The organism is Pseudarthrobacter sp. KH_020_B (genome assembly GCF_057840185.1).
This window is the reverse complement of the sequence record NZ_CM174506.1, coordinates 1,052,311-1,076,569: the sequence shown is the minus strand read 5'-3', so window position 1 is coordinate 1,076,569 and position 24,259 is coordinate 1,052,311. Positions and strand designations below refer to the sequence as shown.

General features: G+C 65.2%; 23 protein-coding genes. 10 read left to right on the top strand and 13 right to left on the bottom strand.

All coding sequences use genetic code 11. The features are described 5' to 3' along the window. Positions 1-14 precede the first annotated feature (14 nt). The 3 genes from AC3IT0_RS05130 to AC3IT0_RS05120 form a co-directional block, all read right to left on the bottom strand. Positions 15-650, bottom strand: coding sequence for a hypothetical protein (locus AC3IT0_RS05130; protein WP_489322702.1), 636 nt, complete (start codon positions 648-650; stop codon positions 15-17). 77 nt (positions 651-727) lie between these two features. Beyond that, entirely contained in the window at positions 728-1,234 is a 507-nt protein-coding gene (locus AC3IT0_RS05125; protein WP_489322701.1) for a GNAT family N-acetyltransferase, read from the bottom strand. 13 nt (positions 1,235-1,247) lie between these two features. Continuing rightward, positions 1,248-2,132: an alpha/beta fold hydrolase gene (locus AC3IT0_RS05120; protein WP_489322700.1), complete on the bottom strand. Its 885-nt coding sequence runs from the start codon at positions 2,130-2,132 to the stop codon at positions 1,248-1,250. A 130-nt stretch (positions 2,133-2,262) separates the two neighbouring features. On the opposite strand from AC3IT0_RS05120, the gene AC3IT0_RS05115 reads away from it, so the two are divergent. Continuing rightward, positions 2,263-2,700 (top strand): nuclear transport factor 2 family protein, encoded by a 438-nt coding sequence (locus AC3IT0_RS05115; RefSeq protein WP_489322699.1) that lies wholly within the window; start codon positions 2,263-2,265, stop codon positions 2,698-2,700. A 168-nt stretch (positions 2,701-2,868) separates the two neighbouring features. On the opposite strand, the gene AC3IT0_RS05110 is transcribed toward AC3IT0_RS05115, so the two are convergent. Further along, positions 2,869-3,249, bottom strand: coding sequence for a VOC family protein (locus AC3IT0_RS05110; protein WP_489323722.1), 381 nt, complete (start codon positions 3,247-3,249; stop codon positions 2,869-2,871). Positions 3,250-3,554: 305 nt separating this feature from the next. On the opposite strand from AC3IT0_RS05110, the gene AC3IT0_RS05105 reads away from it, so the two are divergent. After that, entirely contained in the window at positions 3,555-4,733 is a 1,179-nt protein-coding gene (locus tag AC3IT0_RS05105) for a glutamate--cysteine ligase (RefSeq protein ID WP_489322698.1), read from the top strand. Here the strand turns inward: AC3IT0_RS05105 and AC3IT0_RS05100 are convergent. Together AC3IT0_RS05100 and AC3IT0_RS05095 are read right to left on the bottom strand one after the other, a co-directional pair. Continuing rightward, entirely contained in the window at positions 4,720-5,697 is a 978-nt protein-coding gene (locus AC3IT0_RS05100) for a TIGR03086 family metal-binding protein (RefSeq protein WP_489322697.1), read from the bottom strand. The genes AC3IT0_RS05105 and AC3IT0_RS05100 overlap by 14 nt on opposite strands. After that, positions 5,687-6,016 (bottom strand): ArsR/SmtB family transcription factor, encoded by a 330-nt coding sequence (locus tag AC3IT0_RS05095; protein WP_489322696.1) that lies wholly within the window; start codon positions 6,014-6,016, stop codon positions 5,687-5,689. The genes AC3IT0_RS05100 and AC3IT0_RS05095 overlap by 11 nt, the downstream gene beginning before the upstream one ends. A gap of 200 nt (positions 6,017-6,216) precedes the next feature. On the opposite strand from AC3IT0_RS05095, the gene AC3IT0_RS05090 reads away from it, so the two are divergent. Then, positions 6,217-6,534: a hypothetical protein gene (locus AC3IT0_RS05090; RefSeq protein WP_489322695.1), complete on the top strand. Its 318-nt coding sequence runs from the start codon at positions 6,217-6,219 to the stop codon at positions 6,532-6,534. Positions 6,535-6,539: 5 nt separating this feature from the next. On the opposite strand, the gene AC3IT0_RS05085 is transcribed toward AC3IT0_RS05090, so the two are convergent. Together AC3IT0_RS05085 and tcuA are read right to left on the bottom strand one after the other, a co-directional pair. After that, the gene (locus tag AC3IT0_RS05085) at positions 6,540-7,229 is read right to left on the bottom strand and encodes a GntR family transcriptional regulator (RefSeq protein ID WP_489322694.1); all 690 of its coding nucleotides are present in this window, start codon (positions 7,227-7,229) and stop codon (positions 6,540-6,542) included. 51 nt (positions 7,230-7,280) lie between these two features. Continuing rightward, positions 7,281-8,774 carry an FAD-dependent tricarballylate dehydrogenase TcuA gene (gene tcuA, locus AC3IT0_RS05080; RefSeq protein ID WP_489322693.1) on the bottom strand — a complete coding sequence of 498 codons (1,494 nt, stop codon included), beginning with the start codon at positions 8,772-8,774 and terminating at the stop codon, positions 7,281-7,283. 195 nt (positions 8,775-8,969) lie between these two features. Between tcuA and AC3IT0_RS05075 the strand changes: the two genes are divergently transcribed. The 3 genes from AC3IT0_RS05075 to AC3IT0_RS05065 are packed head-to-tail and all read left to right on the top strand — an operon-like array spanning position 8,970 to position 12,102. Next, the gene (locus AC3IT0_RS05075) at positions 8,970-9,950 is read left to right on the top strand and encodes a Bug family tripartite tricarboxylate transporter substrate binding protein (RefSeq protein ID WP_489322692.1); all 981 of its coding nucleotides are present in this window, start codon (positions 8,970-8,972) and stop codon (positions 9,948-9,950) included. Further along, positions 9,947-10,594, top strand: coding sequence for a tripartite tricarboxylate transporter TctB family protein (locus tag AC3IT0_RS05070; protein ID WP_489322691.1), 648 nt, complete (start codon positions 9,947-9,949; stop codon positions 10,592-10,594). The genes AC3IT0_RS05075 and AC3IT0_RS05070 overlap by 4 nt, the downstream gene beginning before the upstream one ends. After that, positions 10,594-12,102: a tripartite tricarboxylate transporter permease gene (locus AC3IT0_RS05065; RefSeq protein ID WP_489322690.1), complete on the top strand. Its 1,509-nt coding sequence runs from the start codon at positions 10,594-10,596 to the stop codon at positions 12,100-12,102. The genes AC3IT0_RS05070 and AC3IT0_RS05065 overlap by 1 nt, the downstream gene beginning before the upstream one ends. Before the next feature lie 76 nt (positions 12,103-12,178). Here AC3IT0_RS05065 and AC3IT0_RS05060 read toward each other — a convergent pair whose 3' ends face one another. Both AC3IT0_RS05060 and AC3IT0_RS05055 read right to left on the bottom strand, forming a co-directional pair. After that, positions 12,179-12,694, bottom strand: a complete 516-nt coding sequence (locus AC3IT0_RS05060) for a hypothetical protein (protein WP_489322689.1) — start codon at positions 12,692-12,694, stop codon at positions 12,179-12,181. Between the two features lie 30 nt (positions 12,695-12,724). After that, complete coding sequence (locus tag AC3IT0_RS05055; RefSeq protein WP_489322688.1) at positions 12,725-13,192, bottom strand: SRPBCC family protein; 468 nt, start codon at positions 13,190-13,192, stop codon at positions 12,725-12,727. A gap of 144 nt (positions 13,193-13,336) precedes the next feature. Between AC3IT0_RS05055 and AC3IT0_RS05050 the strand changes: the two genes are divergently transcribed. Next, a complete protein-coding gene (locus AC3IT0_RS05050; protein WP_489322687.1) occupies positions 13,337-14,521 on the top strand; it encodes a metallophosphoesterase family protein in 1,185 nt (394 codons plus the stop codon). A 28-nt stretch (positions 14,522-14,549) separates the two neighbouring features. Here the strand turns inward: AC3IT0_RS05050 and AC3IT0_RS05045 are convergent, their stop codons facing one another. Both AC3IT0_RS05045 and AC3IT0_RS05040 read right to left on the bottom strand, forming a co-directional pair. Beyond that, complete coding sequence (locus tag AC3IT0_RS05045) at positions 14,550-14,897, bottom strand: GNAT family N-acetyltransferase (RefSeq protein ID WP_489322686.1); 348 nt, start codon at positions 14,895-14,897, stop codon at positions 14,550-14,552. A gap of 64 nt (positions 14,898-14,961) precedes the next feature. Continuing rightward, complete coding sequence (locus tag AC3IT0_RS05040; RefSeq protein WP_489322685.1) at positions 14,962-16,149, bottom strand: serine hydrolase domain-containing protein; 1,188 nt, start codon at positions 16,147-16,149, stop codon at positions 14,962-14,964. A gap of 206 nt (positions 16,150-16,355) precedes the next feature. Between AC3IT0_RS05040 and AC3IT0_RS05035 the strand changes: the two genes are divergently transcribed. Next, positions 16,356-16,685: a DUF6457 domain-containing protein gene (locus AC3IT0_RS05035; RefSeq protein ID WP_489322684.1), complete on the top strand. Its 330-nt coding sequence runs from the start codon at positions 16,356-16,358 to the stop codon at positions 16,683-16,685. 104 nt (positions 16,686-16,789) lie between these two features. Here AC3IT0_RS05035 and AC3IT0_RS05030 read toward each other — a convergent pair whose 3' ends face one another. Next, on the bottom strand, positions 16,790-19,117 hold the full coding sequence (locus AC3IT0_RS05030; protein ID WP_489322683.1) for an FdhF/YdeP family oxidoreductase: 2,328 nt from the start codon (positions 19,115-19,117) through the stop codon (positions 16,790-16,792). Between the two features lie 137 nt (positions 19,118-19,254). Between AC3IT0_RS05030 and AC3IT0_RS05025 the strand changes: the two genes are divergently transcribed. Further along, the gene (locus AC3IT0_RS05025; RefSeq protein WP_489322682.1) at positions 19,255-20,451 is read left to right on the top strand and encodes a TerC family protein; all 1,197 of its coding nucleotides are present in this window, start codon (positions 19,255-19,257) and stop codon (positions 20,449-20,451) included. Positions 20,452-20,540: 89 nt separating this feature from the next. Then, a complete protein-coding gene (locus AC3IT0_RS05020) occupies positions 20,541-24,227 on the top strand; it encodes a TM0106 family RecB-like putative nuclease (RefSeq protein ID WP_489322681.1) in 3,687 nt (1,228 codons plus the stop codon). The last annotated feature ends 32 nt before the right edge of the window (positions 24,228-24,259 follow it).

Sequence of the window (24,259 nt, the reverse complement as noted above, 5' to 3'; positions counted from 1 at the left end):
CGTCTTCTCGGCGTTCAGCCGTGAGTGACTGCAGCACCCAGAAGCCCGAACAGCGTTCCGGCGGCCAGGGCAATGAGGGCGCGTCTCCGCGTGGGATATAGCCAGCGGACTGCAAACACGGCCACCGTGAAGATGAACCCGTTCACTACGCTCATTGTGACCCCCAACCATTCTGTCCCGGTGGACACCCCGAATCCTCCACCGCTGCAGCCGCTGATCCCGCACCAGGCAAAACCCGCCACGAGCCACTGCGGCAGGCTCAGCAGAACTGCCAGGGGAACCGTCCACCAGAGGTTCCGAACGTTCCGGGTGACCACCCCGTGAATTGTCACTCCCGGATCCCGAGGCAGAGCGACCGCGGCCGCGGCTGGCACCGGTTTCCGGACACTCAGGATCATCCACCGGAAGAGCGCTGCGTTGACCACCGCAAGGGCGAGGTACCCCAGATAGTAAAGGACCGCCGTCGGGCTCAACCCGCCCGACGCTGGCGGACCCGAGGATTCAAAGAGGAGTCCTACGGCGAAATACGCCGCCGAAACGGGCAGCGTCAGAATCACCAAAGCCCGCATCAGCCACTCCCGGACCGTTGTATCCAGATCCAGGTCGAAGGCGCCGGCGAGCAGCGCAACGCCAACAACGGCAACCGTCACGGGCAGATAAACGGCGACGGCGATCCTGGCCCAGCGAGGTAAGGACCCTTTAGCCGGCGAAGACCCTGCACGCATGCTCATGACCCGGCCCGCGCAGAACGGACCATACGGAATTCGGGCAGCTCTTCCAGCTCCGGTGGGAGCAGCCTGCTCCCACCATCGGGACGAAAGCCATGTTTGGCGTAGAAGGCCAGCGCCCGGGGGTTGCTCTGCAGCACCCAGAGATAGGCCGCCCCTTCCCCGATGGCCGCGCTCAGCAACGCGGCCCCCAGTCCGCTGCCGTGCGTCCGCCGGAGTGTGTACAGCGAATACAGCTCCAGCGCCTCGGGGCCGTCGTCGTCCCGTCCGGGACCCGCGTCGGCGAAGCCCACCACTTCATGGGTGGCGTTGAGGGCGATGATCCGCGGGTCGCTGCCGGCCAGGAATGGCCGACGTCGTTCCACTCGTTCAGGGATGGCGGCCCTCCGGATGCGGAAGAAGTTCGCCGACAGCTGGTCCGCATAGGTCTCCTCGTGGGCGTGGGTGTGCATGCGTACCACCGCTTCAGCGTCCACGGAAGTGGCCTGCCGGATAAGAAAGTCCATGGCCCCAGCCTAGCTACTTGACCCAACCCGTCCGCTGCAGCCAGTCGGTCAGGATGGGCAGCGCCACGGCGCTGTGCATCGCGCCCATGTGATCCAGGCCCGGCAGGACGCGGACGTCCCACCCGGCCTTGGTCAGGACCGCTTGATGCCTTGCCAGCGGCTCCCCGATGGCCACCAGCACGCCGCCCCAGACCGGTTTGTAGTCGATCTGGTCCTCGGCGCCGGCGAACGCGAGTTTGGCAAGGTCTGCCGGGAGCGCTGCGGCCGAATCGTCAAAGTCCTGCAGCGCCTCGTACAGGGTGACAAACTGCTGCGTCTGCGCCTTGGTGGCCTGGACCGACACCGAATCCCAGTCGCCGGGCTCGGGTTCGGGGATCGGGCCGGCCGGTTCGCCGGCCGTCTCCACCGACATGGCATGCGCGGCCCGGGTGACCGCCAGCATGCTGCGGTACGGACCCTCCAGCGGCGGGAACCCACCCATGGCGAGCGCCCGCAGTCGGTCGGTGCGGAGTGCGAGCTGCAGGCCGCTCAGCGCCAGCCAGGAGTATCCGTAGTAGGCGAACGCGTCCGCTCCGACAGCGTCCGCGATGGCTAGGAAGTCGACGGCAATGTTCCCCGGGGTAAGCGTCTGCGGCGCCGGGTGGGCCATGCGGTGCGCTTCGTAATCGGCCGCAATGACCCGGTTGGTTGGTGCCAGCCCGTTGATGAGGTTTGATCCCAAGTCAGGGTCCCCGCCCCATTGGCGCAGCGTCTCCGCCTCCGCCGCCGTGTGCGGCGCCAGGCTGACCGGCAGGAGGACGGCGGGTCCGTCTCCCTGAAGGGTGACGGGGATGGTTGACCCGTCATGGAGAACTGCCTCAACCGCGTCCATGGATTCCTCTTCCTCGGCCGTATTCACAGAGGGTACCCCCGTTCGTTGACACTCCTCCACGGCGGACGTGTACTTAAATTGGCCCTTGCACCAGCAGGCCAAAACCACGAAGCGGCCCGCGCTTCCGTCAGGCCGCCCTGAACAAATGGAGGTCGAAATGGGACAGGCACGCGAGGTCATGGACCGTCTGACCACGGCCATGACAGCAAAGGATAAGGAAACCCTGGCGAAGTGCTACGCCGCTGACGCCGTGGCCTTCACTCCTGATGAAGGCGAGCTCACCGGGCGTGACGCCATCACCAACTACTTCTTCAAGTTCTGGGAAGCCATCCCGAACGTCAGGTATGAGTACTCCGATAAACATGAAGCTGGGGACGTGGCTATTGATGAGGGCTTCGTGGCCGGAACCAACACCGGGCCGCTGAGCCTGCCCACCGGCGAAAGCCTCCCGGCCAGCGGCAAGGAGCTCAGGGTCAGAAGCTGCGACGTCGCCAGGGTCGAGGGAGGCGAAATCACCAGCCACCACTTCTACTTCGACCAGATGGAGTTCCTCGGACAGCTCGGACTGCTCCCCGAGTCCTTGCCCAAACACTGACCAAACGCCGGCCCGACGGCGTCAATCCCCGCCGGGGAAAACGGGAAGACGGAGAGGTGCTTGGCTGCCCGGACGACGGAGCGTGGCGCGCGCGGGCCGCACCTGCCTTCGCGGCAAGTGCGGCCCGTTGCTGCGCTAATCAGTGTTGCCATCAGGCCCGCTGGCTGGTTACTTGCGCTGGGCGAGGCTGAGGATGTTGCCTTCGCTGTCCAGGAACCAGGCGCCCTTTCCCCATTCGTCGTCCGCAACGCCGTTTTCCGTCTTCAGGCCGGGTAGGTCGTAATCTTCGAAGACGACGCCGCGGCCCCGCAGTTCCTCCATGTCGCGGTCGAGGTCGTCCGTGTCCCAGCCCATCTGGGTGTTCTTGGCTGACCCCGCATTCTCGGTCTGGTAAATCAGGAAGCTGGTACCGTTGCCGCCGCGGTACAACACGCTTTCGTCCTCCATGGATTCGGAAGGTTCCAACCCCAGCTTGTCCCTGTAGAAATCCTTCGCCCTGTTGATGTCCTTCGCAGGGAGGACAGCCATGACAGTTAAATCCTTGAGCATGATGATTTCCTTTGTGCCTTGGTTTCCCGCATTGGTGGCGATGCTCTCCCCCGGTGGCGGCTCCGGAACCTCGTTGTCCGGTACCGCGTGGCCGCCCGTTGCGCCAAGTGCCGGAGCGGCCACCTGGGACCCTCATGCGCCGCGCCAGCCATCATCGGCGCGAGGGTCCCCGAAGCCTATGTGGCCATTATGGAACTGAAAGGGCACTCGCGGATATAGGGGATTTCAGCCGCTTCGGGCGGCCCTTCCGGATGCCGGGAACAAGTGTGGCGAATGGGGCTGCTTTTCTCGGCCACACTTAGGAAGTGCGTACTTTCGGTGTTGAAGAAGAATTCCTGATCGTTGATCCCTCAAACGGCAGTCCCCTGCCTCTGGCCGCAGACCTGCTGCGTCTCCAGGACCCCGGCGAGCCGGCAGGCGCTTCGACGCACCCGACGCTCGCCGTCGAGCTTCACCAGGAACAGATCGAAATGATCACCCACCCGCACAGCAGCCTGAGCGGGCTATCCGCCGAGATCCTGTCCGGCCGTGCGCTCGCGGACTCACTCGCCCGAAAAGCGGGCGCCAGGATCGCAGCGCTTGCCACCTCCCCGCTGGCGGTGACACCACATTCCACCAGCAACCCCCGCTATGACGCACTGCTGGAAAAGTTCGCCCTCACGGCCCGTGAGCAGCTGACCTGCGGATGCCACATCCATGTCTCCGTCGACTCCGATGAGGAAGGCGTCGCGATCCTGGACCGCATCAGGTCCTGGCTGCCGCCGCTGATGGCGTTGAGCTCTAATTCCCCGTTCTGGAACGGCACTGACACCGGCTACGCGAGCTTCCGCACGCAGGCCTGGAACCGGTGGTCCTCGGCCGGGCCAACGGAAATCTTCGGCTCGGCGCAGGCCTACCACCAGCGGGTAGCGGACCTAGCCGGCACCGGCGTCGTCAACAACCCTGATTTTGACGCCCGCCTCTCCGCCCGCCACCCCACCGTGGAGATCCGGGTATCCGACGTTTGCCTCGATCCCCGCGACACCGCCCTGATCGCCGCCCTGGTGCGGGGCCTGGTGGAGACCGCTGCCCGGGAATGGAAATCCGGGCTGGCCCCGGACCTGGTTCCGGCCATCATCCTGCGCCAGGGGGCCTGGCTGGCCAGCCGGTGGGGAATCCAGGGCGAGATGCTCCACCCGCTGACCCACAAGCCGGAGTCCGCACGCAATGTCATCGCCGCGCTCCACAACCATGTCCGCGACGCCTTGGTCGAGGCGGGCGATGCAGCCTACGTCGAGGAATCCCTGCACCGGATCTTCGCCAACGGAACCGGCGCCAGGCTGCAGCGGCAGGCCTACGCGCGCCACGGCAGGCTGGCAGACGTGGTGAGCGACGCCGTCGTGGTTACCCACCAGGAACCCGCTATCTACGAGCCGATCACCCCGGTTGACCTATCACTCATAGTCGCCGGCCATGGGCCAGCCTCGGCGATCAGTCGGCCATGACCTGGCGGCCGGTGAATGCCACCAGCCGGTCCATGCTTGCCGCGGATTCTTCCACCAGGGTTTCGTCGGCGAAGCTCTTTCCGCGCATCTGCGGGCTGATGGTGTTGTGTGCCAGGCCCAGGACGTAGTCGGACAGCACCGGCGAAACGTCCAGGTCCTGGCCCGTGGCCGTCGCGAAGTCCCAGGCGTGGACCAGGAATTCCAGGTTCAGGATGTTGGCCACGGTCGGGGCCGGCAGCTCCGCGAACCCCATGTCGATGGTCCCCTCCAGGCCGCGGGCCTGGAACGCTTCCAGCGTGGGCTGGGCGGCATCAGCGACGCGGACTTCCGGCGCAGCATCCGGCTGATCGACGACGGCGACACCCAGGGCCTTGCCGATTCCCGTAATGGAGCCCACCAGGTGTTCCACCAGTCCGGCAACGCTGAAGTCCTCGCACGGCGTCGGCTTGTCCGTGTCAGCATGTGTCAGCGTCCGCAGGACACGCTGAACAATCGCAAGCGTGACCTCGGCGCTGACAAGCTCCGTGAGCGGATCCGGAGCCGCCGCCCAATCGTCAGCGCCGGCGTCGTCCGTTGTAGTCAGCGTGACCAGGCGCTCGAAGTAGTGGTTCCACCCCTCGGTGTGGCCGGCTGCAGCTTCCGGGCTGAGGCCCTCGTGGACGAGGCGGACGTTGGTCCCGCCGTCGACACTCTCCAGCGTGATGGTGACCGTGGAGGCATCCGCGGCAGGGGCCGTTGAGCCCTCCCAGTCCCACGTGAAGACGACGCGCTTGCCGGGCTCGATCTCCGTGAACGTGCCCGCAGCGGAGTGCCCCGGCGTGATGGTCCAGCGGTACTCGCCACCCACGCGGAGGTCCACGCGCGCCGCGACCGTCTGCCAGCGCCGCAACCGTTCCGGCCGGGTGATCAGGGCGAAGGCAGTGTCCGGGTCGACCGGAATGAAGACGGATTTGTCAATGGTCATCAGGGTTCTCCTTGAGATTTGGATGCTGCAGGGCGGTGGCCTCGGCCACCAGTGAATCCAGTTCGTCGGTCCAGAAAATGTCCAGGGATTCCCTGAGACTTTTCATGCCCCGGGAGTCGAGACTGTAGTACCGGTTGCGTCCGTCCTTCCTGGCCCGAACCAGCCCGACGTCGGCCAGCAACAGCAGGTGCTGGGAGATCGCGGACCGGCTGACGGCAAAGTTAGCCGCCAGTTCAGTGACGGACTGCTCGCCCCGGGCCAGCAGTTGGAGCAGGCGGCGCCTGTTCGGTTCCGCGGCAGTTTCGAGAAGGTCAGGCACGATGGATACGTTAGCGGCGGCTAACGCATTAAGCAAGAGCAAGCCCGCGCGCTCTGGGCCTCGCGTCGGATTCTGCTCAATCATCCGCTTCCATCCGGTCGCCAGGGCTGGATTTCCGGGGCGGCCCGCATGCCGCCCCCGAATGATTGAGCAGAATCAGTCGGCGGCGGGTGGGCCGCGAAGCGCGGGATAATGGAGGCATGAGCAATCAGGACCCGGACCCCTGGGCGGAATTCGACAGGCTCAAGCCCGCCGTCCCGGACCGCGTGGCCGGCTATCCCGGCGGCGAACCGGTGGGCTTTGGCTTCCGGACGGGTGTGCGCAGCGCCAAAGTGGCCCTCGGCTTCGCCGTGTACGCTTTGGCGCTCGGCACCACGCTGGTCCTCACCGGCGCCGTGGTCTTCATCACCCAGGGGCAGTGGCTGCTGCTCGGGCTGATGGTGCTGATCGAGGCCGTATTTGTCTATGGGTTCATCCGGCTGGCGCGCCAGGCCCGCAACCGGCGCGCGTCCGGTTAGGTGCCTTAGCGGCGGGTACTGCTCGTGCTCAGCGGTTGTTGCAGGGCCGTCTCCCGGAGCAGCTGCAGACGAAGGGTCCGCGCCGTTTCCATGTGACTCCGGGCGATTTTTCCGGCGGCATCGCTGTCCTGCTGCTCGATGGCATGGACCAGGGCCTCGTGCTCATCCAGCGATTCGGCCCAGCGGTTCCCCGTGGAGAGCGTGGACCGGGGTGCGTGGATGAGGTGCGTTGACAGCCGGTCCAGCAGGTCCCTCAGGACAGGGTTGTGGGCGCAGTTCCAGACGGCGGCGTGGAACTCCAGGTTGGTAGTGATGCGGGTGTGGTCATCTGGTTCGTGGAGTTCACGGTCCCGCTGGAGCAAGGCCTCAAGCCGCATCAGGTCCGGGAACTGCCGGGATCGGGCCGCCTGACGTGCCGCCTCTTCCTCAAGGAGGATGCGCATGTCATAGATCTGGATGACCTGCTGCGGGTCAACCTGGGGAACCTCCAGGCCCCTGGCCACGCGCTCCAGGAGCCCTTCCTGCTGCAGGCGGGACAGCGCCTCCCGGACGGGTGTCCGGGAGACGCCGAAACGGGTGGCAAGTGACGTCTCTCGAATAGCAGTCCCAGGCTGGTGCACTCCGGACAGGATTTCGCTGCGCAGGGTCCGGAAGATGCTCTCTCCGTCAATGCGTGGGGTTGCTGTTTCCGTCACTTGAGGGGTCCTTGATGCCTGGGAGTAATTCGTGCTTGTTCGAAAGGAACTTTACGCCAGAACGCCTGCCCGTCGGCCGAAGACGCACCCTGCTGCAAGGCCGGTGCCGCCCGGGTAGTTGACGCTGAACAGTCCGCCGAGCATTTCCCCTGCCACAAACAGTCCTTCGATGTGCTCGCCGCCGGCGTCCAGGACTCTGCCGTGGGTGTCCGACTTGATGCCTCCGAACGTGAAGGTGATGCCGCAGGTAACGCCGTAGGCGTAGAACGGCCCGGCTTCGATGGGGGCGGCCCAGTTGCTCTTGACCAGCTCGGTCGCGGCCCTCCGGCCGTCCTTGATGGTGGGATCGAATGGGACGGAGCGGTCGATGGAGTTGTTGAAGTCCGTCACGGTCTTGGCCAGGCTCTCCGGGTCCAGGCCGATCTTGGCGGCGAGGTCCTCGATGGTGTCCGCGACCTCAACGGAGATGCCGGGCATGTCGTATTCCTCGCTGCGCAGCATCGGGCGCAGGGTTGCGTCGAAGATCTGGTAGGCCACGGATCCGGGCTGCTTGAGGATTTCCTTGCCGTATTTGGCATAGGTGTAGTTCCTGAAGTCCGCGCCCTCGTCCAGGAAACGTTTGCCGTCGGTGTTCACGATGATGCCCAGCGGGTAGCTCTGCCGGGTCAGCCGGTTGGTGAGTTCGCGGTTGCTCTCGTTGGTTGCCGTGAAGGCATCCCACTGGACGCTGTGGCACGTGCTCCAGTCGCCGCCCTTGGTGGCGCCGATCGCCAGGGCTGCGGCGATCATGTCACCGGTGTTGTACGGGGTTCCCCGGACCTTGGCGTTTTCCCAGCCCTCGCCCAGGTGCTCCCGCCGCCACTGGGGGTCGGACTCGAAACCGCCGGCAGTGAGGATCACGGACTCTGCCGTCAGGTGCAGCTCACCTTCAGCGGTTTTGACTACGACGCCGGCAACTCGCCCGTTCTCGACGATGAGGCTTTGCGCCGCGTGGCCATAGCGGACATCGATGCCGAGCTCGCCGGCAACGCGGGTGTGGTCCTCGATCAGGCCTTCGCCGCCGCCCACGTTACCCACGTGCAGGCCGCCCCAGAAGAGGTAGGACCCGTCGGCGCGCTCATACGCCTGACGCTCATACATCAGTCGGTACTTCAGGCCCAGGCCATTGAGCCACCGAAGGGTGGACTGGCTCTCCGCGATGAGAACCTCCGTCAGCGCGGGGTCGTTCCGGCCCTCGGTGACCTTTTCCAGGTCTGATGCATATTCCTCGGCACCGTAGGGGGGAACCACGGTGAGGCCGTGCCGCTCATCCGGTTCCACGAGGCCCTGCAGGTCGTCCAGCCCATTGTGAACGATCCGCGTGGCGCCGGCGGTATAGAAGCTGTTGCCCCCGGCCATGTCCTTCTCGCCCTTTTCCAGCAGCACAACGCGCCGCCCGCGCTCCGCTGCAGCGTGCGCCGCCGTAAAACCGGCGTTCCCGCCGCCCACCACAATCACGTCAACGCTGTCCGCAATCCGCGGTCCGGCTCCATTACCGATCGACATTGGCTGTCCTTTCACTGGGTTGATGGATCCAACTGTATACAAACGTATTCAATGGACGCAAGAAGGTTCCGCAAGCCGAAAACTTGCCGGTGACTGCCATCACAGGTATAACTGTATTTCATTGTGTACAACGGTATTCGATTCGAAGCCAAGTACTTTCGCCCCGCACAACAACGTCGTTACGGAACGAGAACCATGAAAAATCCCCTACGCAATGCCGTGTTCGGCCTGGTCGTGGCCGTCATCGCCGCGCTTGCGTTCGTTAATGCCGGCACCGCCGGTGGAACGAGCACGGCCAGGAACAAACTCACGCTGATCGCTCCCGCGGCCCCGGGCGGCGGCTGGGACGGATTTGCCCGCGAAGGACAGCAGGCACTCAAGAGCGGCGGCGTCGTCAATAACGCCCAGGTGATCAACGTGCCCGGGGCCGGCGGGACCATCGGCCTGAGCCAGTTCGTACAGACTCCGGGACGCGAAGACGCCCTCCTGGCGACAGGTGGCGTGATGGTGGGTGCCATCGAACTCGGCGACAATCCGGAGTCCATGGCCGATGTTGTTCCCATCGCGCGGCTGGCCGATGACTATGCGGCGCTGGTGGTCCCCGCCGATTCCGAGTTCAAAACCCTCGATGATTTCCTGGCCGCCTGGAAGAAGGATCCCGGGGGAACCTCGATCGGCGGCGGCTCCCTGGGCTCCATTGACCACCTGCTTAGCGCGATGGTAGCCAAAACCGTAGGGGTGGATCCCAAGGATTTGAACTACATCGCCTACTCTGGCGGCGGAGAGGCACTGACGTCCCTCCTGTCCCACACCACGTCCGCCGGCATGTCCGGCTACAACGAAGTCAGTGACCAGATCGAAGCGGGAACCCTGCGGGCGCTGGCCATCTCTTCGGAAGAGCGGCTCGAGGGCGTGGACGTTCCCACCTTCAAGGAACAGGGCGTTGACGCGGCAATGTCCAACTGGCGAGGGTTTGTGGCGGCGCCCGGCATCACGGACGAAGCGAAAGCGGAGTTCATCAAGATCGTCACCGAGATGCGCAGCAGCGCCCACTGGCAGGAAGCCCTGAAGCGCAACAACTGGACGGACACCTTTTCAACCGGCGAACAATTCGAACAGTTCATCAACAACGAAGTTGCAACGGCCCAAGAAATCGTAAAGGACCTCGGCCTATGAGCCTCACCCATCACCAGCAAGAAACAAGATCCGCTACTGCGCCGCAAAGCCAAACAAAAGCAGGCTTCGGGACCGGTCGCAGTGAATTCGTCGTGGTCGCCGTGCTGTACGCCGTGGCCATCTTCCTCACCGTGGGAACTGCGACCATGAATGTGCAGGGCAAGTCAGCCCCCGGACCGCAGTTCTTCCCCATTATCGTGTGCATCGTCCTCTACCTCGTAGCTACCCTCCTGGCCATCCAGATCCTTCGCTCACCGAAGGTCCCGGACAACTCCATTCACCCCGGACACGGGCAGTTCTCCCCGGACATGCTTCACGACCTCGGCCATGTGGGGAAGAAAGAGGATGAAGCCTGCGAAGAGAGGGAATCCTTGGCGCCGGCCAAGACCTGGAAGACCTACTCGGACTGGCGGACTGTTGGCCTGCTGCTGGCCGGCGTCGTGGCTTTTGTCCTGCTGCTCAACCCACTGGGCTGGATCATCAGCGCCGCACTGCTGTTCTGGGTTGTTGCCTACGCCCTCGGCAGTCGCCGCCAGGTCTTCGACATCGGTGTTGGCCTGCTCTTTTCCTCAATTACTCAACTGGCCTTTGGCGCCGGGCTGGGCCTCAGCCTGCCTTCCGGCATTGTGGGAGGGATCTTCTAATGGAACAGCTCGAACTCCTGATGGGCGGCTTCGCGAGCGCGTTGACCCCCATCAACCTCCTGTGGGTGCTGATCGGCGCAATCCTGGGCACCGCCGTCGGCGTCCTTCCCGGGCTTGGCTCCGCCATGGCGGTGGCATTGCTGCTGCCTGTGACGTTTTCATTGGAGCCGACGGCAGCGTTTATCATGTTCGCCGGCATCTATTTCGGCGGCCTTTTCGGTGACTCCACGTCCGGAATCCTGCTCAACACCCCGGGCCACTCGTCCGCCATCGCGTCCACGTTCGAGGGCCACCGGATGGCAAAGAACGGGCACGCCGCCAAGGCCCTAGCCACCTGCGCCATCGGCGCCTTCATCGGCGGCCTGATCGCCACCACCCTGGTGGTCTTCTTCGCGCCGACCCTGGTCAAAATGGCCACCGTCTTCGGACCGGCCGAGTACTTCGCCCTGGCAGTGTTCGCGTTCCTGGCCATCTCCGCCGTCGTCTCCGAATCCGTGATCCGCGGCATCGCGGCCCTGGGAATCGGCCTCGCCCTCGCCCTCGTTGGAATCGACGGCCCCAGCGGCACCGCCCGGTTCACCCTGGGCATGCCGCAGCTCTTCGACGGAATCTCCGTCATCGTCATCACGGTGGGGCTGCTGGCACTCGGCGAGGTGTTCCACATCGCGTCCCGCATCCACCGCCACCCGGCAGCCACTCAAATCGAGACCAAGGGCCGGGCACGGCTTAACCTCGCCGATTTCAAGAAGGCACTGCCCGCCTGGCTCCGCGGCACGGCGTTTGGCGCCCCGTTCGGGCTGATCCCGGCCGGCGGCGCAGAAGTGCCCACCTTCCTGGCCTACGGCACCGAGAAGCAGCTGGCCAAGCGCCGGAACGATCCCGAGTTCGGCACCACCGGCTCCATCCGCGGCCTGGCCGCTCCTGAAGCCGCGGCCAACGCCACCGCCGGCACTGCCATGGGAGCCCTGCTCGCACTGGGACTGCCGACGTCGGCCACCGCAGCCATCATGCTCGCCGCATTCCAGCAGTACGGCATGCAGCCCGGCCCCCTGCTCTTCGAACGAAGCGGAGATCTGGTCTGGGCGCTGCTGGCCTCGCTGTTCATCGGACTGGTGATCCTGGTGATGATCAACATTCCGTTCGCGTCCGTCTGGGCCAAGCTGCTCAGCATCCCCAAGCACTACCTCTACGCCGGCATCACCGTTTTCTCCATGCTCGGCGTCTACGCGGTGAGCTCCGCGGTGCTTGATCTCTGGCTGCTGATCGCCATCGGACTCGTCGGATTCCTGATGCGCCGCTACAACATCCCACTGGCACCAGTACTGATCGCAGTGATTCTGGGGCCGATGGCGGAGACCGAACTGCGCCGAGCACTGGCAGTATCCGAGGGGGACCTGGGCATCCTGGTGGACAGCCCCATCACCGTGACTTTGTATCTGGTCCTTGCCGGCGCCCTCGCCCTTAGCGCCGTCCAACACCTCCGCCACCGGGCCAGCCGGAAAGCCTGATTACGGGACCCCACCAAAAGGGAGTCCTTGCATCTCAACTACCCACTGGGCCGTCGAGGGCAGGGGCTCCCTACGGCTAGGACCGAGCGGCGCGGATGGCACGGCCCGCAGCGGCGCCGGCCGCCAGGATCACAGGGACCAGGCACATCAAGGTGACCACGGTGTTGGGACGGAACCCCGCGCGGCCGCCGACACTCCGGTACACACCCAGCGGCAGCACCATCCCGCCGCCACCCCCGCCGGAGGCACCGTCGCCAGCTTCGCCGCCTCCCCCGAACCCAAAGGACACCAAGGCAACGGGGACGATTTCTTCACCGCCCACCTGGACGGCCGGGCCATATGCCTTGGTGACGCCAATGTTTTTGAAGGTGTCCACGAAGGACGAAAAGGAATCAGACATGACCTCACCATAGGCGCGCGGCGGGGTGAGCACCATGGGTGAGCGGCCGGCGTCGGGCCTTCCAGCGAGCCGCGCATTGCGCCGGGGAGCCTGCTTGCAATACTTCGGGGATACCTGCACGTGCTGCGGGAGTTCGCCCAGCATTGCGGGCACGCCGACCTTCGGCGCGAGCAAATCCTCAACGGCTGACACCAGGCAAGCGCCGGCGCCAGCCGCGCCGGGTCAGGCTTTGTTGGCCTTCGCGGCGTCTGCGAGTGAGGCGAGTCCGCGCTCGAAGTCGCCGCCGACCATCTTGTCCATGTTCACAATCATGGCGAAAATCTTCGCGAGCCCCTTGTTCTCTCCGGTCATCCGCCACGTGACCTGGGTGCCGCCGTCGGCCGGTGCGAACGTGAAAGTGGTGGGATTCACAGCCTTGAAGGGCTTGGTGAACTCAAGCCGGACCTTGATGCTGCGGGGAAAGTCCGACTCGACAATTTCCATGTTTCCGCTGCCTGCCTTGCGGTTGCCGCTCCACGCATATTTGGCCCCCACCCCGGCGTCGTTGCCCGAGTACGAGCGGTTCAATTCCGGATCGACGTTCTCCCAAGGCGACCATTTGGTCCATTCCAGGAAGCTGTTGACCAGCGGAAAGACGTCTTCCGCCGGGGCAGGGATGAGGGCGCTGCGAGTGACTTCGTATGATGACATGCCGCAATCATAGGCGGATGGAGCTGAGATTCAGAGGGTCCCGCATGCGGCGTTCACCAAGTGTTCCGGAACCCGAAACTTGGCTTGCCTACTGTCACAGGATCGACGGCCGGAAGTACGGCCGCACCAGAGAAAGAGGCAACGATGACCACCGGACTCCCCCAGCACAACCTCAGCCGACGGGCAGCGCTGGCTGTCGCCGGGACGCTTGGCGCGCTGGGACTCACAGTGGCCGCGGCGGCCGGAAGCCACGCGGCGCCGGGGGCGAAGGCACCCAAGGCCGCCCTCGCCTTCCGCCCAGACGGCCGCTTCAAAGTGGTCCAGTTCAACGACACCCAGGACGACGAGCAGACGGACCGCCGCACCATCGAGCTCATGGACAAGACCCTGGACGCGGAGAAGCCGGACTTCGTGGTGATCAACGGCGATGTGATCAACGGCGGCTGCGACTCTGAGCTGGAGGTCAAGCAGGCACTCAACCATGTGGTCCAGCCCATGGAGCGCCGGCAGATCCCGTGGGCCATCACCTTCGGCAACCATGACGAGGATTCCGTAGCACGGACGGGCATGAGCGAGGCCAAGATGCTGCAGTTCCTCCAGACCTACGACTTCAACATGAACGGCGATTCCACGCCGGGCCTCACCGGCACTTCGAACTCGCTGCTCCTGGTGCAGTCCGCCAAGTCCACGGCACCGGCTTTCGGACTGTGGCTCATCGACACCGGACGGTACGCCCCGGACGCCATCAACGGGCAGAACTTCGAAGGCTACCCCGACTGGGACTGGGTACGCATGGACCAGGTCACCTGGTACCGCAACCTGTCGATCGCCACCGAGCAGAAGTACGGCAAGAAGGTCCCCTCCCTCATGTGGGGACACATCGCGCTCCACGAGCACCGCAACATGTGGTTCGCCAGCCTCGACTCGCGGACGGACGCGGATCAGGCCCGCGCCCTCACCAAGCACAACATCGTCGGCGAACGGAACGAGGACGAGTGCCCCGGCCCCATCAACTCCGGCCTGTTCAGCGCCTTCCTGGAGCGCGGAGACGTCCTCGGCTACTTTGTGGGCCACGACCACGTCAACACCTACGTGGGCAACTACTACGGCGTGCAGCTCGGCTATGCGCCCGGAACCGGATTCGGTGCTTACGGGCTCTCCGGCGCTGAGCGGAACCGCCTGCGCGGGGCACGCGTCTTTGAGTTGGATGAGAACCACCCTGGAATCTACAAGGACACGCGGCTGGTATTCGCCAAGGACATGGGCATCGACCTGACGGCCAATGACCAGCCGATCGTTCCGCAGCCGTTGGATGCGCGGCAGCTGTAGGGGACGTTAGCATCGGCCGCCCGGCGGATCAGGCCCGGGCGGCCAGCGCGGCGTTCAGGAATTCCAGGTGCGCCGGCGTGGTGGCCACCGCAGCCGCCGCATACTCCGGGTGCTTGCGGAGGTACTTCTTGATGAAGGGGCAGACCGGGACGATGCTGCGGCCCTGGTCAACCGTTTCTTGGAGCGCCACCTTGGCGAGCTTGCCCGCGAGTCCCTGGCCGCCGTATTCCTCTTTGATCACGGTGTGGTAGAAAATCCGCTGCGGTGAGCCGCCGTCGTCGTACTCCTTGTACACGGCTTTACCAATGACGTTCCCGCCGGTCAGCACTTCGAAGCGCTGCCGCTCAGGGTTGTGGCGGATGGTGACATCGTGCACGGGGTCTCCTCGGTTCGGCTTCTGGTACAGCCTAACGTTGGGACCCCCGTCCTTATTTCGTCGTCTAGCAGGCCAGATTGAGCGCGTTCACGGCTGCTTCGGACATCTCAAGGGACCGCCAGTCATCGAAACCAACCAGGTCCGGGACCGGTTCACGGGCAACCGCCATGGCCACCTGCCGGGACCCGTCCGCGCTGATCAACGCAAGCGCCGCGTATCCCCGCACCACCCCGACATGGCCGAAATAGTCATGGTTGGAGCACGAGTCGTACCGCCGGACCAGACCAAGGCCGAACGTTTCGTATTTCGGCTGATGCATCTCCGCCACGCTTTGGAGCGCCAGCAGGGTCCCTTTCTGTAGCGCCGCGAAATAGGTGTTGAGTTCGGGGACCGTGGAAATCATTCCGGTGTCGGGGGAACCGTTGTGGAACGGCACCAGAGCATTGTCCTCCAGTTCGCCGGGTTCCGTCCGGGTGTAGCCGTGGACCATCCGCTGCGGACCCGGGTAGCCACCGGTCATGAGCGTGTCCTGCAGCCCCAACGGCTCCACGTTGTCGGTGTGAATGACCGCTCCGATGTCCTCGCCCCGCAACGTCTCGACGAGGAGGGCCAGCGCCGAATAATTGGTGGCGGAATAGCTGAACAGGCTGCCCGATCCCCCGGTCCACGGCATGGCCGCAATGAACGACACACGTTGCTCATGCGTGAAGGGTCCATCCCCTATGTGGATGGGCGATACCCAGTAGTCGGGCATGCCGGACCGGTGGCTGAGCAGGCTGCGGATGGTGATGGGTCCGGGCGGCTTGATGATGCTCTCGAAGTCCGGCAGGTACTTCTGGATGGGGTCATCCAGCTGGATTTTCCCTTCCTCAACGAGCTTCATGACCGACACAGCCACCATGGTGGTGGTGATGTCACCAATGTGCGTCTGGTCGCTCAACTGCACGGGATCCTGGTTCTTAAGGCTTCGGACGCCCTCGGCCGATGACCAATCCCCCACCCTTGACTTCAACTGGATGATGACCGCTGTAGCTCCAGCAGCGCGCACGTCCTGGCTGTACTTTTCCAGCACGGCAACGAAGGCCCGCGGCTTCGGGGCCGTAGCCGTCGCCGGAGAGGATTGAAGGGTCGGGGACCGCTGATCCGGCGGATCGGAGGCACTGGTGCAGCCTGCCAATGAGGCCACCAGCGCGGCCGCTGCCACGGCGGCCGCCAGGCGCGAGGAGCTGAAACCATGAACGCCTGCCTGCATCCCACGTCCCTTCGGGGGCCGGTCCGCAACTGGACTCCCACGAGACCGCCAGCTGCGCCGGCACTTTCGATGTTCCTCAGGGCCAATGGGAGTGTCAAGGATGCTGCGGCAGGCCGGTGACGCAGCCGCCCAGGCCTTGTAGTGTCGTGGGCATCGGGCAAGGACTCCCCCTGCCGCCCACTAGAACCGGGAACTTAGGAGTGAACATGGCTGTTGACGAGAACGAAGCGCAGGTCCTGGACCAGTGGACGCAACGACTGACGCAGGCACTGCAGATCCTGGACCTGGACGTGGATCAGGAGCTCCTCCTTGACCTGGCCAGGAAGTCTGCCGGCTCGGTGATCCATGCGGCCGCACCGGTTACGACGTTCCTGGTGGGATACGCCGCCGGGCTCGCCGCCGGCAACGGCAGCGCCGGGTCCAAGGCCGAGTCGACGGCGGCAGTCACCCAAGCGGCCGACGTCGCCTTCCGGCTCTGCGAAGACGGGCACGACGGCGGCCCGGCGGCTGGAGGCTGGGCGGACACCGGTCAGTAGGGGGCCCTGGTCTCCATCAGCGGTTCTGGCCCGCATAAGCGGTGCTGGCCAGCACCGCTTATGCGGGCCACGGCCGCTTTTGCCGACTCAACCACGGGTAGCCGCTATCCCGCGGCGGTCGGTTCCTCAACCAGCACAGCTACCGGCTCCAGCCTTACGATCACTTCCTTCGACGCCGGCGTCTGGCTGCCCTCGGCCACGCTGTCCAGCGGCACCAGCACGTTTGCCTCAGGGTAGTAGGCTGCCGCGCAACCGGCCGCCGTGGGGTACGAGACCACCCGGAAATTCCGCAGCACCCGCTCCACGTTGTCCTGGTACACGCCGTGGATATCCACGTGCTGCCCGTCGCTGAGTCCCAGTTCGACGAGGTCCCCGGGGCTGACAAACACCACTTCGCGGCCCTTCTTGATGCCCCGGTAGCGGTCGTTGTTGCCGTAGATGGTGGTGTTGAACTGGTCGTGCGAGCGCATGCTCTGCAGGATCAGCGTTCCGGCGGGCCGCTCCATATGTTCGAGCTCGTTGACGGTGAGCATGGCCTTGCCCGTCGGGGTGGTGAACGTCCGCGAATCCCGGGGCCCGTTCGGGAGCACAAAGCCGCCGTCCTGCCGGATCTTCTGGTTGTAGTCCTCGCAGCCGCTGACTACGTGCGAGATGTGGTCCCGGATGAGGTCGTAGTTTTTCTCGAACCCGGCCCAGTCCGCCTGCACGGAGTCACCCACCACTTTTTGGGCCAGCCTGCTGACGATGGCCACCTCGGACAGCAGGTCCGGGGCCACGGGCCGCACTGTTCCGTGTGAGGCGTGGACTGCGCAGACGGTGTCCTCCACGGACACAAACTGCGGACCGGATTCTTGCATGTCGATCTCCGTGCGGCCCATCGTGGGCAGGATCAGCGCCTCGGCCCCCGTGACGGTGTGCGAGCGGTTGAGTTTGGTGGAAATCTGGACCGACAGCTCCGTGTTCTCCATCGCCGCGAACGCCGCGTGGGTGTCCGAAATGGCTCCCACGAAGTTACCGCCCAAGGCCACGAAAACCTTGATGCCGCCGTCGCGCATTTGCCTGATGGTCTCCACGGAGTCCACGCCGTGTTCGCGCGGCGGTTCAAAGCTGAATTCCTTGCCGAGGGCGTCCAGGAATGCCGGCGGCATCTGCTCCCAGATGCCCATGGTGCGGTCACCCTGGACGTTGCTGTGCCCGCGGATGGGTGAGGCACCGGCGCCGGGCTTGCCGATGTTGCCGCGGAGCAGCAGGAGGTTGATGATCTCCTTGATGGTGGCCACACCCTTCTTGTGCTGGGTGATGCCCATGGCCCAGGTGATGATCACCTTCTCGGCCCTGAGGTAGCGGTCCGCGAGCTCGTCGATCTCTTCGCTCCGCAGGCCGGTGGCCACCAGCACGGCAGCCTCGTCCAGCTGGGCCAGATGCTCGCGGAGTTCCGCCAGGCCCTGGCAGTGTTCGGCCAGGAATGCGTGGTCCAGCACGGTTCCGGGATTCGCAGCCTCGGCATCCAGGACCCGCTTGGAAACTGCCTGGAGCAGGGCCATATCCCCGCCGATGCGGACCTGCAGGAATTGGTCGGCGATTTCGGTGCCGCGACCAATGATCCCCTTGACCTTCTGCGGGTTCTTGTAGCGCATCAGGCCCGCTTCCGGCAGCGGATTCACGGCCACGATGCTGGCTCCGGCCTCCTTGGCTTCCTCCAGGGCGGTCAGCATCCGGGGGTGGTTGGTGCCCGGGTTCTGGCCCATCACGATGATCAGGTCCGCCTTGGCGAAGTCATCATAGGAGATGGTGGCCTTGCCGATCCCGATGGTCTGGCCCATGGCCCAGCCCGAGGACTCGTGGCACATGTTGGAGCAGTCCGGCAGGTTGTTGGTCCCGTAGGCCCGGACAAACAGCTGGTAGAGGAACGCGGCCTCGTTGGAGGTCCGGCCGCTGGTGTAGAAAGCGGTCTGGTCCGGGCTCGGGAGTGACTTGAGCTTGTCCGCGACGATGGTGAAGGCCTGCTCCCAGCTGACGGGCCGGTAGCGGTCCTCCCCCGCGGGCTTGTGGACGGGCTCGGTGAGGCGCCCCTGCATCCCCAGCCAGTACTCGGACCGCTGCCGCAGTTCACTCACCGGATTCGCAGCCCAGAATTCGGAGCCGATCACCACCGGAGTGGCCTCCCAGGTGACAGCCTTCGCGCCGTTTTCGCAGAACTCAAACGTCTTCCGGTGCCCGGGGTCCGGCCACGCGCAGCTCATGCAGTCAAAGCCGTCCTTCTGGTTCAGAGCCAGCAGGGTTTTCACGGCCCTGACCGCGCCCATGTGCTGCACGGCCGGCTCCAACGAGTGGTAGACGCCCGGGACGCCGGCGGCCCACGTCTTCGGGTGGCCGCTGACCTCGATGTCAGCCTCGTTGGCCTCTTCCACGTGCGGGTTCTTGCGTACCACCTTGCACTCTCCTCGGTTCAGGCTCACACCGGCAATACACCGGTTTTCAGCGCTGTGTGACGGTCCAGTCCACCCCTATTGAGGGTCTCATCCAAGTCAAGCAGGACTAACCGCAAACGCCTAGGTAGGGTGGACAGATGGACGTCCCTCCGTTTGTCTGGACCCTGACCATCGTGGGAATCGTCGGCCTGCTGGCTTTCGATTTCTTCTTCCATGTCCGGAAGGCCCATACCCCCACACTGAAGGAATCGGCCATTTGGTCCTCCATCTATGTGGGGATCGCCCTCCTCTTTGGCCTGGGGGTGCTGTTGTTCGGCGGCACCACCATGGGCACCGAGTACTTCGCCGGGTACATCACGGAGAAGGCCCTGTCCGTGGACAACCTGTTCGTGTTCCTGATCATCATGGCCAGCTTCAAGGTTCCCCGCGCGGACCAGCAGAAGGTGCTGCTCTTCGGCATCGTCTTCTCGCTGATCGCCCGGACGGCGTTCATTTTCCTCGGCGCCGCCCTGATCAACAGTTTTGCGTGGGTGTTCTACATCTTCGGCCTGATCCTGCTGATCACCGCAGGGAACCTGCTCAAGCCGGACAGTCACGACGAAGACTCCGAGGGCCTGGTGGTACGGCTCGCCAAAAAGTACCTCCCGGCGTCGGCCCATTACGACGGCGACAAACTGTTCACGATGGAGAACGGCAAGCGCGTCCTCACCCCGATGCTCCTGGTGATGGTGGCCATCGGCGGCACCGACATCCTGTTTGCGCTGGACTCCATCCCCGCCATCTTCGGCCTCACCCAAAACGTCTTCATCGTCTTTACGGCCACCGCGTTCTCGCTGATGGGCCTGCGCCAGCTCTTCTTCCTGATCGACGGCCTGCTGGACCGGCTGATCTTCCTCTCTTACGGCCTTGCGGCCATCCTCGGCTTCATCGGCGTGAAGCTCGTGCTGCATGCCCTGCACGAGAACAATTTGCCGTTCATCAACGACGGCCAGCATGTCAACGTCATCGAAGTCAGCACCGGCGTGTCCCTGACCGTGATCCTGGGCGTCCTGGCGGTCACCGTCGTGGCCTCGATCTTCAGCCCCAAAGGCAAGGCCAAGAACGCGGTGTCCGGCGCCAAACGGCACGCCACCGAATACTTGGACCTCAACTATGAAACGGACATGGCGGAGCGGGACAAGCTGTTCGCCCGGATGGTCCGGGAGGAAGACCAGATCCGCAGCCTGCCGGAGAAGTACAAACGGCTCATCCACAACGAAACCGAATTCCTGGAGCTCCTCCGCAAAGCCCACACCGAGCACGACCAAGCCCAGGTGCGGGCAGCGCAGGAGTAGCCAGGGCGTGATTGTCAGCCCCTCTTGCTAAATTCAAAGCAGCGTCAGGGGAACTATCCTCCGGCCAGGCACGTCAATGGGGAGGCCCCGTGTTTCTGCTCGATCCAGCCAGCGTGGATTCCAGTTCCGGTGCGCCGCAGGACCTGGTGTTTTCGGCCAGCGATCTGGTGGCCGCCAGCGATTGTGAGTACCGCACGCTCCGCATCCTGGACGAGAAACTGGGCCGGTCCCCCAAGGCACAGTTTCCCGACGACGAAATGCAGCGCCGTGCCGGGGCGCTCGGTGACCAGCACGAGGCCAAGGTCCTGGCCGGCCTGATCGCGCAGTACGGCGCATGGGACGCCGGACGCGGCGCCGGCGTGTACTCGATCGAGCGCGGGGACAATACGCGCGGCGAGCTGCTGGCCAAGCACGCGGAAACGGAACTCGCACTCCGGTCCGGGGCCGACGTCGTCTTCCAGGCAACCTTCTTCGACGGCGAGTTCCTGGGCTACGCGGACTTCATCGTCAACGAGGCCGCAGGAACCGGAAACACGGGCCGCTACGAGGTGTGGGACACCAAGCTGGCACGGCACGCCAAGGTAGGCGCGCTCCTGCAGCTTGCCGCCTACGGCGACCAACTGATCGGCATGGGCCTGGACCCGTCGCCCCGGGTCACGCTGGTGCTGGGCGCCGTGGTGGACGGCGATTACGTCCGCAGCCACCACTCCCTGCCGGACCTGCTGCCGGTCTACCGCGAGCGCCGCGACCGCTTCCGCGCCCTGACCGCCGCCCACCGGGAGGCCGGTTCGGCGGTGCAGTGGCAACAGCCCGGCGTCGCGTCCTGCGGGCGCTGCAACTACTGTGCCGAGCAGGTCCAGGCCCACCGCGACCTCCTGATGGTGGGCGGCATGACCACCCTCCGGCGGAAGAAACTCATCGCCGATCACATCACCACCATCGACGCACTGGCCGATCTCCCGCCGGGCAAGGCCACCGGCTCGGTGGCCAGGCTCCGCGACCAGGCCAGGATGCAGCTGGGCCGGGACGTTCCGGACGGATCCCGCACCTTCGCTATGGACGGCGAGGAGCACACCGTCACGTTCAAGGTGCTGCCGGAGAATGCCCTGGCCGGGATTCCGCAGCCGAGTCCCGGCGACATCTTCTTCGACTTCGAGGGCGATCCGCTCTGGCAGGACCCCGCCACCAGCAAATGGGGGCTGGAGTACCTGTTCGGCGTCATCGAGGCGCCTGTGTTTGACGGTGACGCTCCTGACGCCCTCGCAGCGGGCAAGCCCGTGTTCCGGCCTTTCTGGGCGCATTCGCGCAACGAGGAGCGGCAGGCCTTCCTGGACTTCCTCGCCTACGTGGAAGAGCGCCGCGCCATATACCCGGACATGCATGTCTACCACTACGCCGCCTACGAAAAATCGGCGCTCCGGAACCTGTCCGTCACGCATCTCGCCGGCGAGGACATTGTGGACAACTGGCTCCGCGAAGGGCTCCTCGTGGACCTCTATGCCACCGCCCGGCATTCGCTCCGGATCTCCGAACCGTCCTACTCCATCAAGAAGCTTGAGCCCCTGTACATGGGAAGCAACCTCCGCTCCGGGGACGTCAAGGACGCCGGAGCCTCCGTGGTGGCGTATGCCGGTTACTGCGCTGCCCGGGACGAAGGCGACGCCGCCACGGCCGCCCACATCCTGGCCTCCATCTCCGACTACAACGAGTACGACTGCCTCTCCACCCTCCGCCTGCGCGACTGGCTGCTGGGTCTGCGCCCGTTGCAAGAGGACGGAACGTCCGACGACGGCGGGCGGCCGGCGCCGTCGTCGTCCGCTGTTGCTGCCGCGCCCCCGATTCCGGAACCCGAGCCAACGCCGGAGGAGCGCCGCCTGCAGGACTACCTTGCCAGCCTCCCTGACAACCGGCCGTGGACCAACGACGAACGGGCCATCGCCATGGTGGCCGCTGCCACGGGATACCACCGCCGCGAGCGCAAGCAGTTCTGGTGGGAGCACTTCGACCGGACCGAGTCCGAAATCGACCACTGGTCTGAGCACCGGAACGTGTTTGTGGTGGATACCGCGGAAATACTGACGGACTGGGAGCTCGCAAAGCCGTCGGCCCGGATGCGCACCCGCACGCTGAGGCTGACCGGAGTCATGAGCGAAGGTTCGGAGTTCAAGCCCGGGAGCACCTGGTGCCGGCTCTACGACTCCCCGCTCCCTGACGGCCTGGACGATCCCGTGGGAAGCCCCACGGGCCGTGGCTTCACGTTCGGCACGCTGGTCACTGCCGTGGAGGACCATCCGCGGGTTGCCGGCCAGACCATGATCACCATCGAGGAGCGGGAAACAGGAAAGGTCCCCGCCTACCCGCACATTCCCGTGGCGCTCACCGAGGACCAGCCGATCCGCACTGCCAGCATCGAAGCCGCCCTGGCTGAACTGGCCCAGAGTGTTGGCGCCTCCGTGCCCGTGCTTCCGGAACATCCCGGCGTCGACATCCTGCGGAAGGTGCCGCCGCGCTTCCGGTCCCTGCCCGCTCCCGCCGCCGTCGGCAAGGACGGCTCCGGTGCGGCGGACTACGTCACGGCGATTACCGCCTCGCTGCTGGACCTCGATCATTCCTACCTTGCGGTGCAGGGCCCTCCCGGGACGGGCAAGACCTACGTCGGCTCGCATGTCATTGCCCGGCTGGTGGAACAGGGCTGGAAGATCGGGGTGGTTGGGCAGTCCCACGCGGTGGTGGAGAACATGCTCTGCACCGCGATCGAAACCGCCGGCGTGGATCCGGCGCGGGTGGCGAAGAAGCTGGCTGCTCCGCATCCCGTGCTGTGGCACCGCACGTCCGACGACGACGTTGCGGCCCTGCTGGGCTCCCCCGGCGGCTGCCTGGTGGGGGGCACCGCCTGGACCATGACGGGCAAGTCCGTCCCCGCAGGGTCCTTGGACCTGTTGGTCATCGACGAGGCCGGCCAGTTCTCGCTGGCCAACACCCTGGCCGTGGCCCGCGCCGCCAAGCGCCTCCTGCTCCTCGGGGACCCGCAGCAGCTGCCGCAGGTCACGCAGGGCTCGCACCCGGAGCCCGTGGACGAATCCGCCCTCGGCTGGCTCGCTGCCGGGCACGCCACGCTCCCCGGCGAACTGGGCTACTTCCTGGCGGACAGCTGGCGCATGCACCCGGACCTGTGCCGCGCCGTGTCCGTCCTCAGCTACGACGGAAAGCTCGAAGCTGCGCCGGCGGCATCCCTCCGCAGCCTCGCGGAACTGCCGGCCGGAGTGGAAACAGTCTTTGTGGACCACAACGGGAACACCAAGTCCTCCGCCGAGGAAGCTGCCGAGGTGGTCCGTCAGGCCCAGCGGCATATCGGCCTGAAGTGGCTTCCCGGCGACGACAAGCCCGCCAGGCCCCTGAACCCGGAAGACATCCTGGTGGTGGCCGCCTACAACGCCCAGGTCCAGCTGATCCGGCAGGCCCTGCACGACGCCGGCCTGCCGGGTGTCCGGGTGGGCACCGTGGACAAGTTCCAGGGCCAGGAGGCGCCGGTTGTCCTGGTGTCCATGGCCTGCTCCGCGGTCGCCGAAGCTCCGCGCGGAGCCGAATTCCTGCTGAACCGGAACCGGATCAACGTGGCCGTGTCGCGCGGCCAGTGGCGGGCCGTCATCATCCGTTCCCCCGAGCTCACCAACTACATGCCGTCCAAACCGGCAGTGCTTGAGGAACTTGGCGCCTTCATCGGCCTCAGCGCGGGCATTCATAGTGCGCGTACTCACAGCCGCGCAACACCCTGAGAAACCGTGTTCTCAGACTCAAAGCAGGGTAA

Excerpts from the sequence above, each read along its gene's own strand:
- AC3IT0_RS05035 (WP_489322684.1), top strand. The coding sequence starts at position 16,356 with ATGGCTGTTGACGAGAACGAAGCGCAGGTCCTGGACCAGTGGACGCAA.
- AC3IT0_RS05040 (WP_489322685.1), bottom strand. The coding sequence starts at position 16,149 with ATGCAGGCAGGCGTTCATGGTTTCAGCTCCTCGCGCCTGGCGGCCGCC.
- AC3IT0_RS05115 (WP_489322699.1), top strand. The coding sequence starts at position 2,263 with ATGGGACAGGCACGCGAGGTCATGGACCGTCTGACCACGGCCATGACA.
- tcuA (WP_489322693.1), bottom strand. The coding sequence starts at position 8,774 with ATGTCGATCGGTAATGGAGCCGGACCGCGGATTGCGGACAGCGTTGAC.
- AC3IT0_RS05025 (WP_489322682.1), top strand. The coding sequence starts at position 19,255 with ATGGACGTCCCTCCGTTTGTCTGGACCCTGACCATCGTGGGAATCGTC.
- AC3IT0_RS05125 (WP_489322701.1), bottom strand. The coding sequence starts at position 1,234 with ATGGACTTTCTTATCCGGCAGGCCACTTCCGTGGACGCTGAAGCGGTG.
- AC3IT0_RS05100 (WP_489322697.1), bottom strand. The coding sequence starts at position 5,697 with ATGACCATTGACAAATCCGTCTTCATTCCGGTCGACCCGGACACTGCC.
- AC3IT0_RS05110 (WP_489323722.1), bottom strand. The coding sequence starts at position 3,249 with ATGCTCAAGGATTTAACTGTCATGGCTGTCCTCCCTGCGAAGGACATC.
- AC3IT0_RS05050 (WP_489322687.1), top strand. The coding sequence starts at position 13,337 with ATGACCACCGGACTCCCCCAGCACAACCTCAGCCGACGGGCAGCGCTG.
- AC3IT0_RS05055 (WP_489322688.1), bottom strand. The coding sequence starts at position 13,192 with ATGTCATCATACGAAGTCACTCGCAGCGCCCTCATCCCTGCCCCGGCG.
- AC3IT0_RS05070 (WP_489322691.1), top strand. The coding sequence starts at position 9,947 with ATGAGCCTCACCCATCACCAGCAAGAAACAAGATCCGCTACTGCGCCG.
- AC3IT0_RS05075 (WP_489322692.1), top strand. The coding sequence starts at position 8,970 with ATGAAAAATCCCCTACGCAATGCCGTGTTCGGCCTGGTCGTGGCCGTC.
- AC3IT0_RS05090 (WP_489322695.1), top strand. The coding sequence starts at position 6,217 with ATGAGCAATCAGGACCCGGACCCCTGGGCGGAATTCGACAGGCTCAAG.
- AC3IT0_RS05065 (WP_489322690.1), top strand. The coding sequence starts at position 10,594 with ATGGAACAGCTCGAACTCCTGATGGGCGGCTTCGCGAGCGCGTTGACC.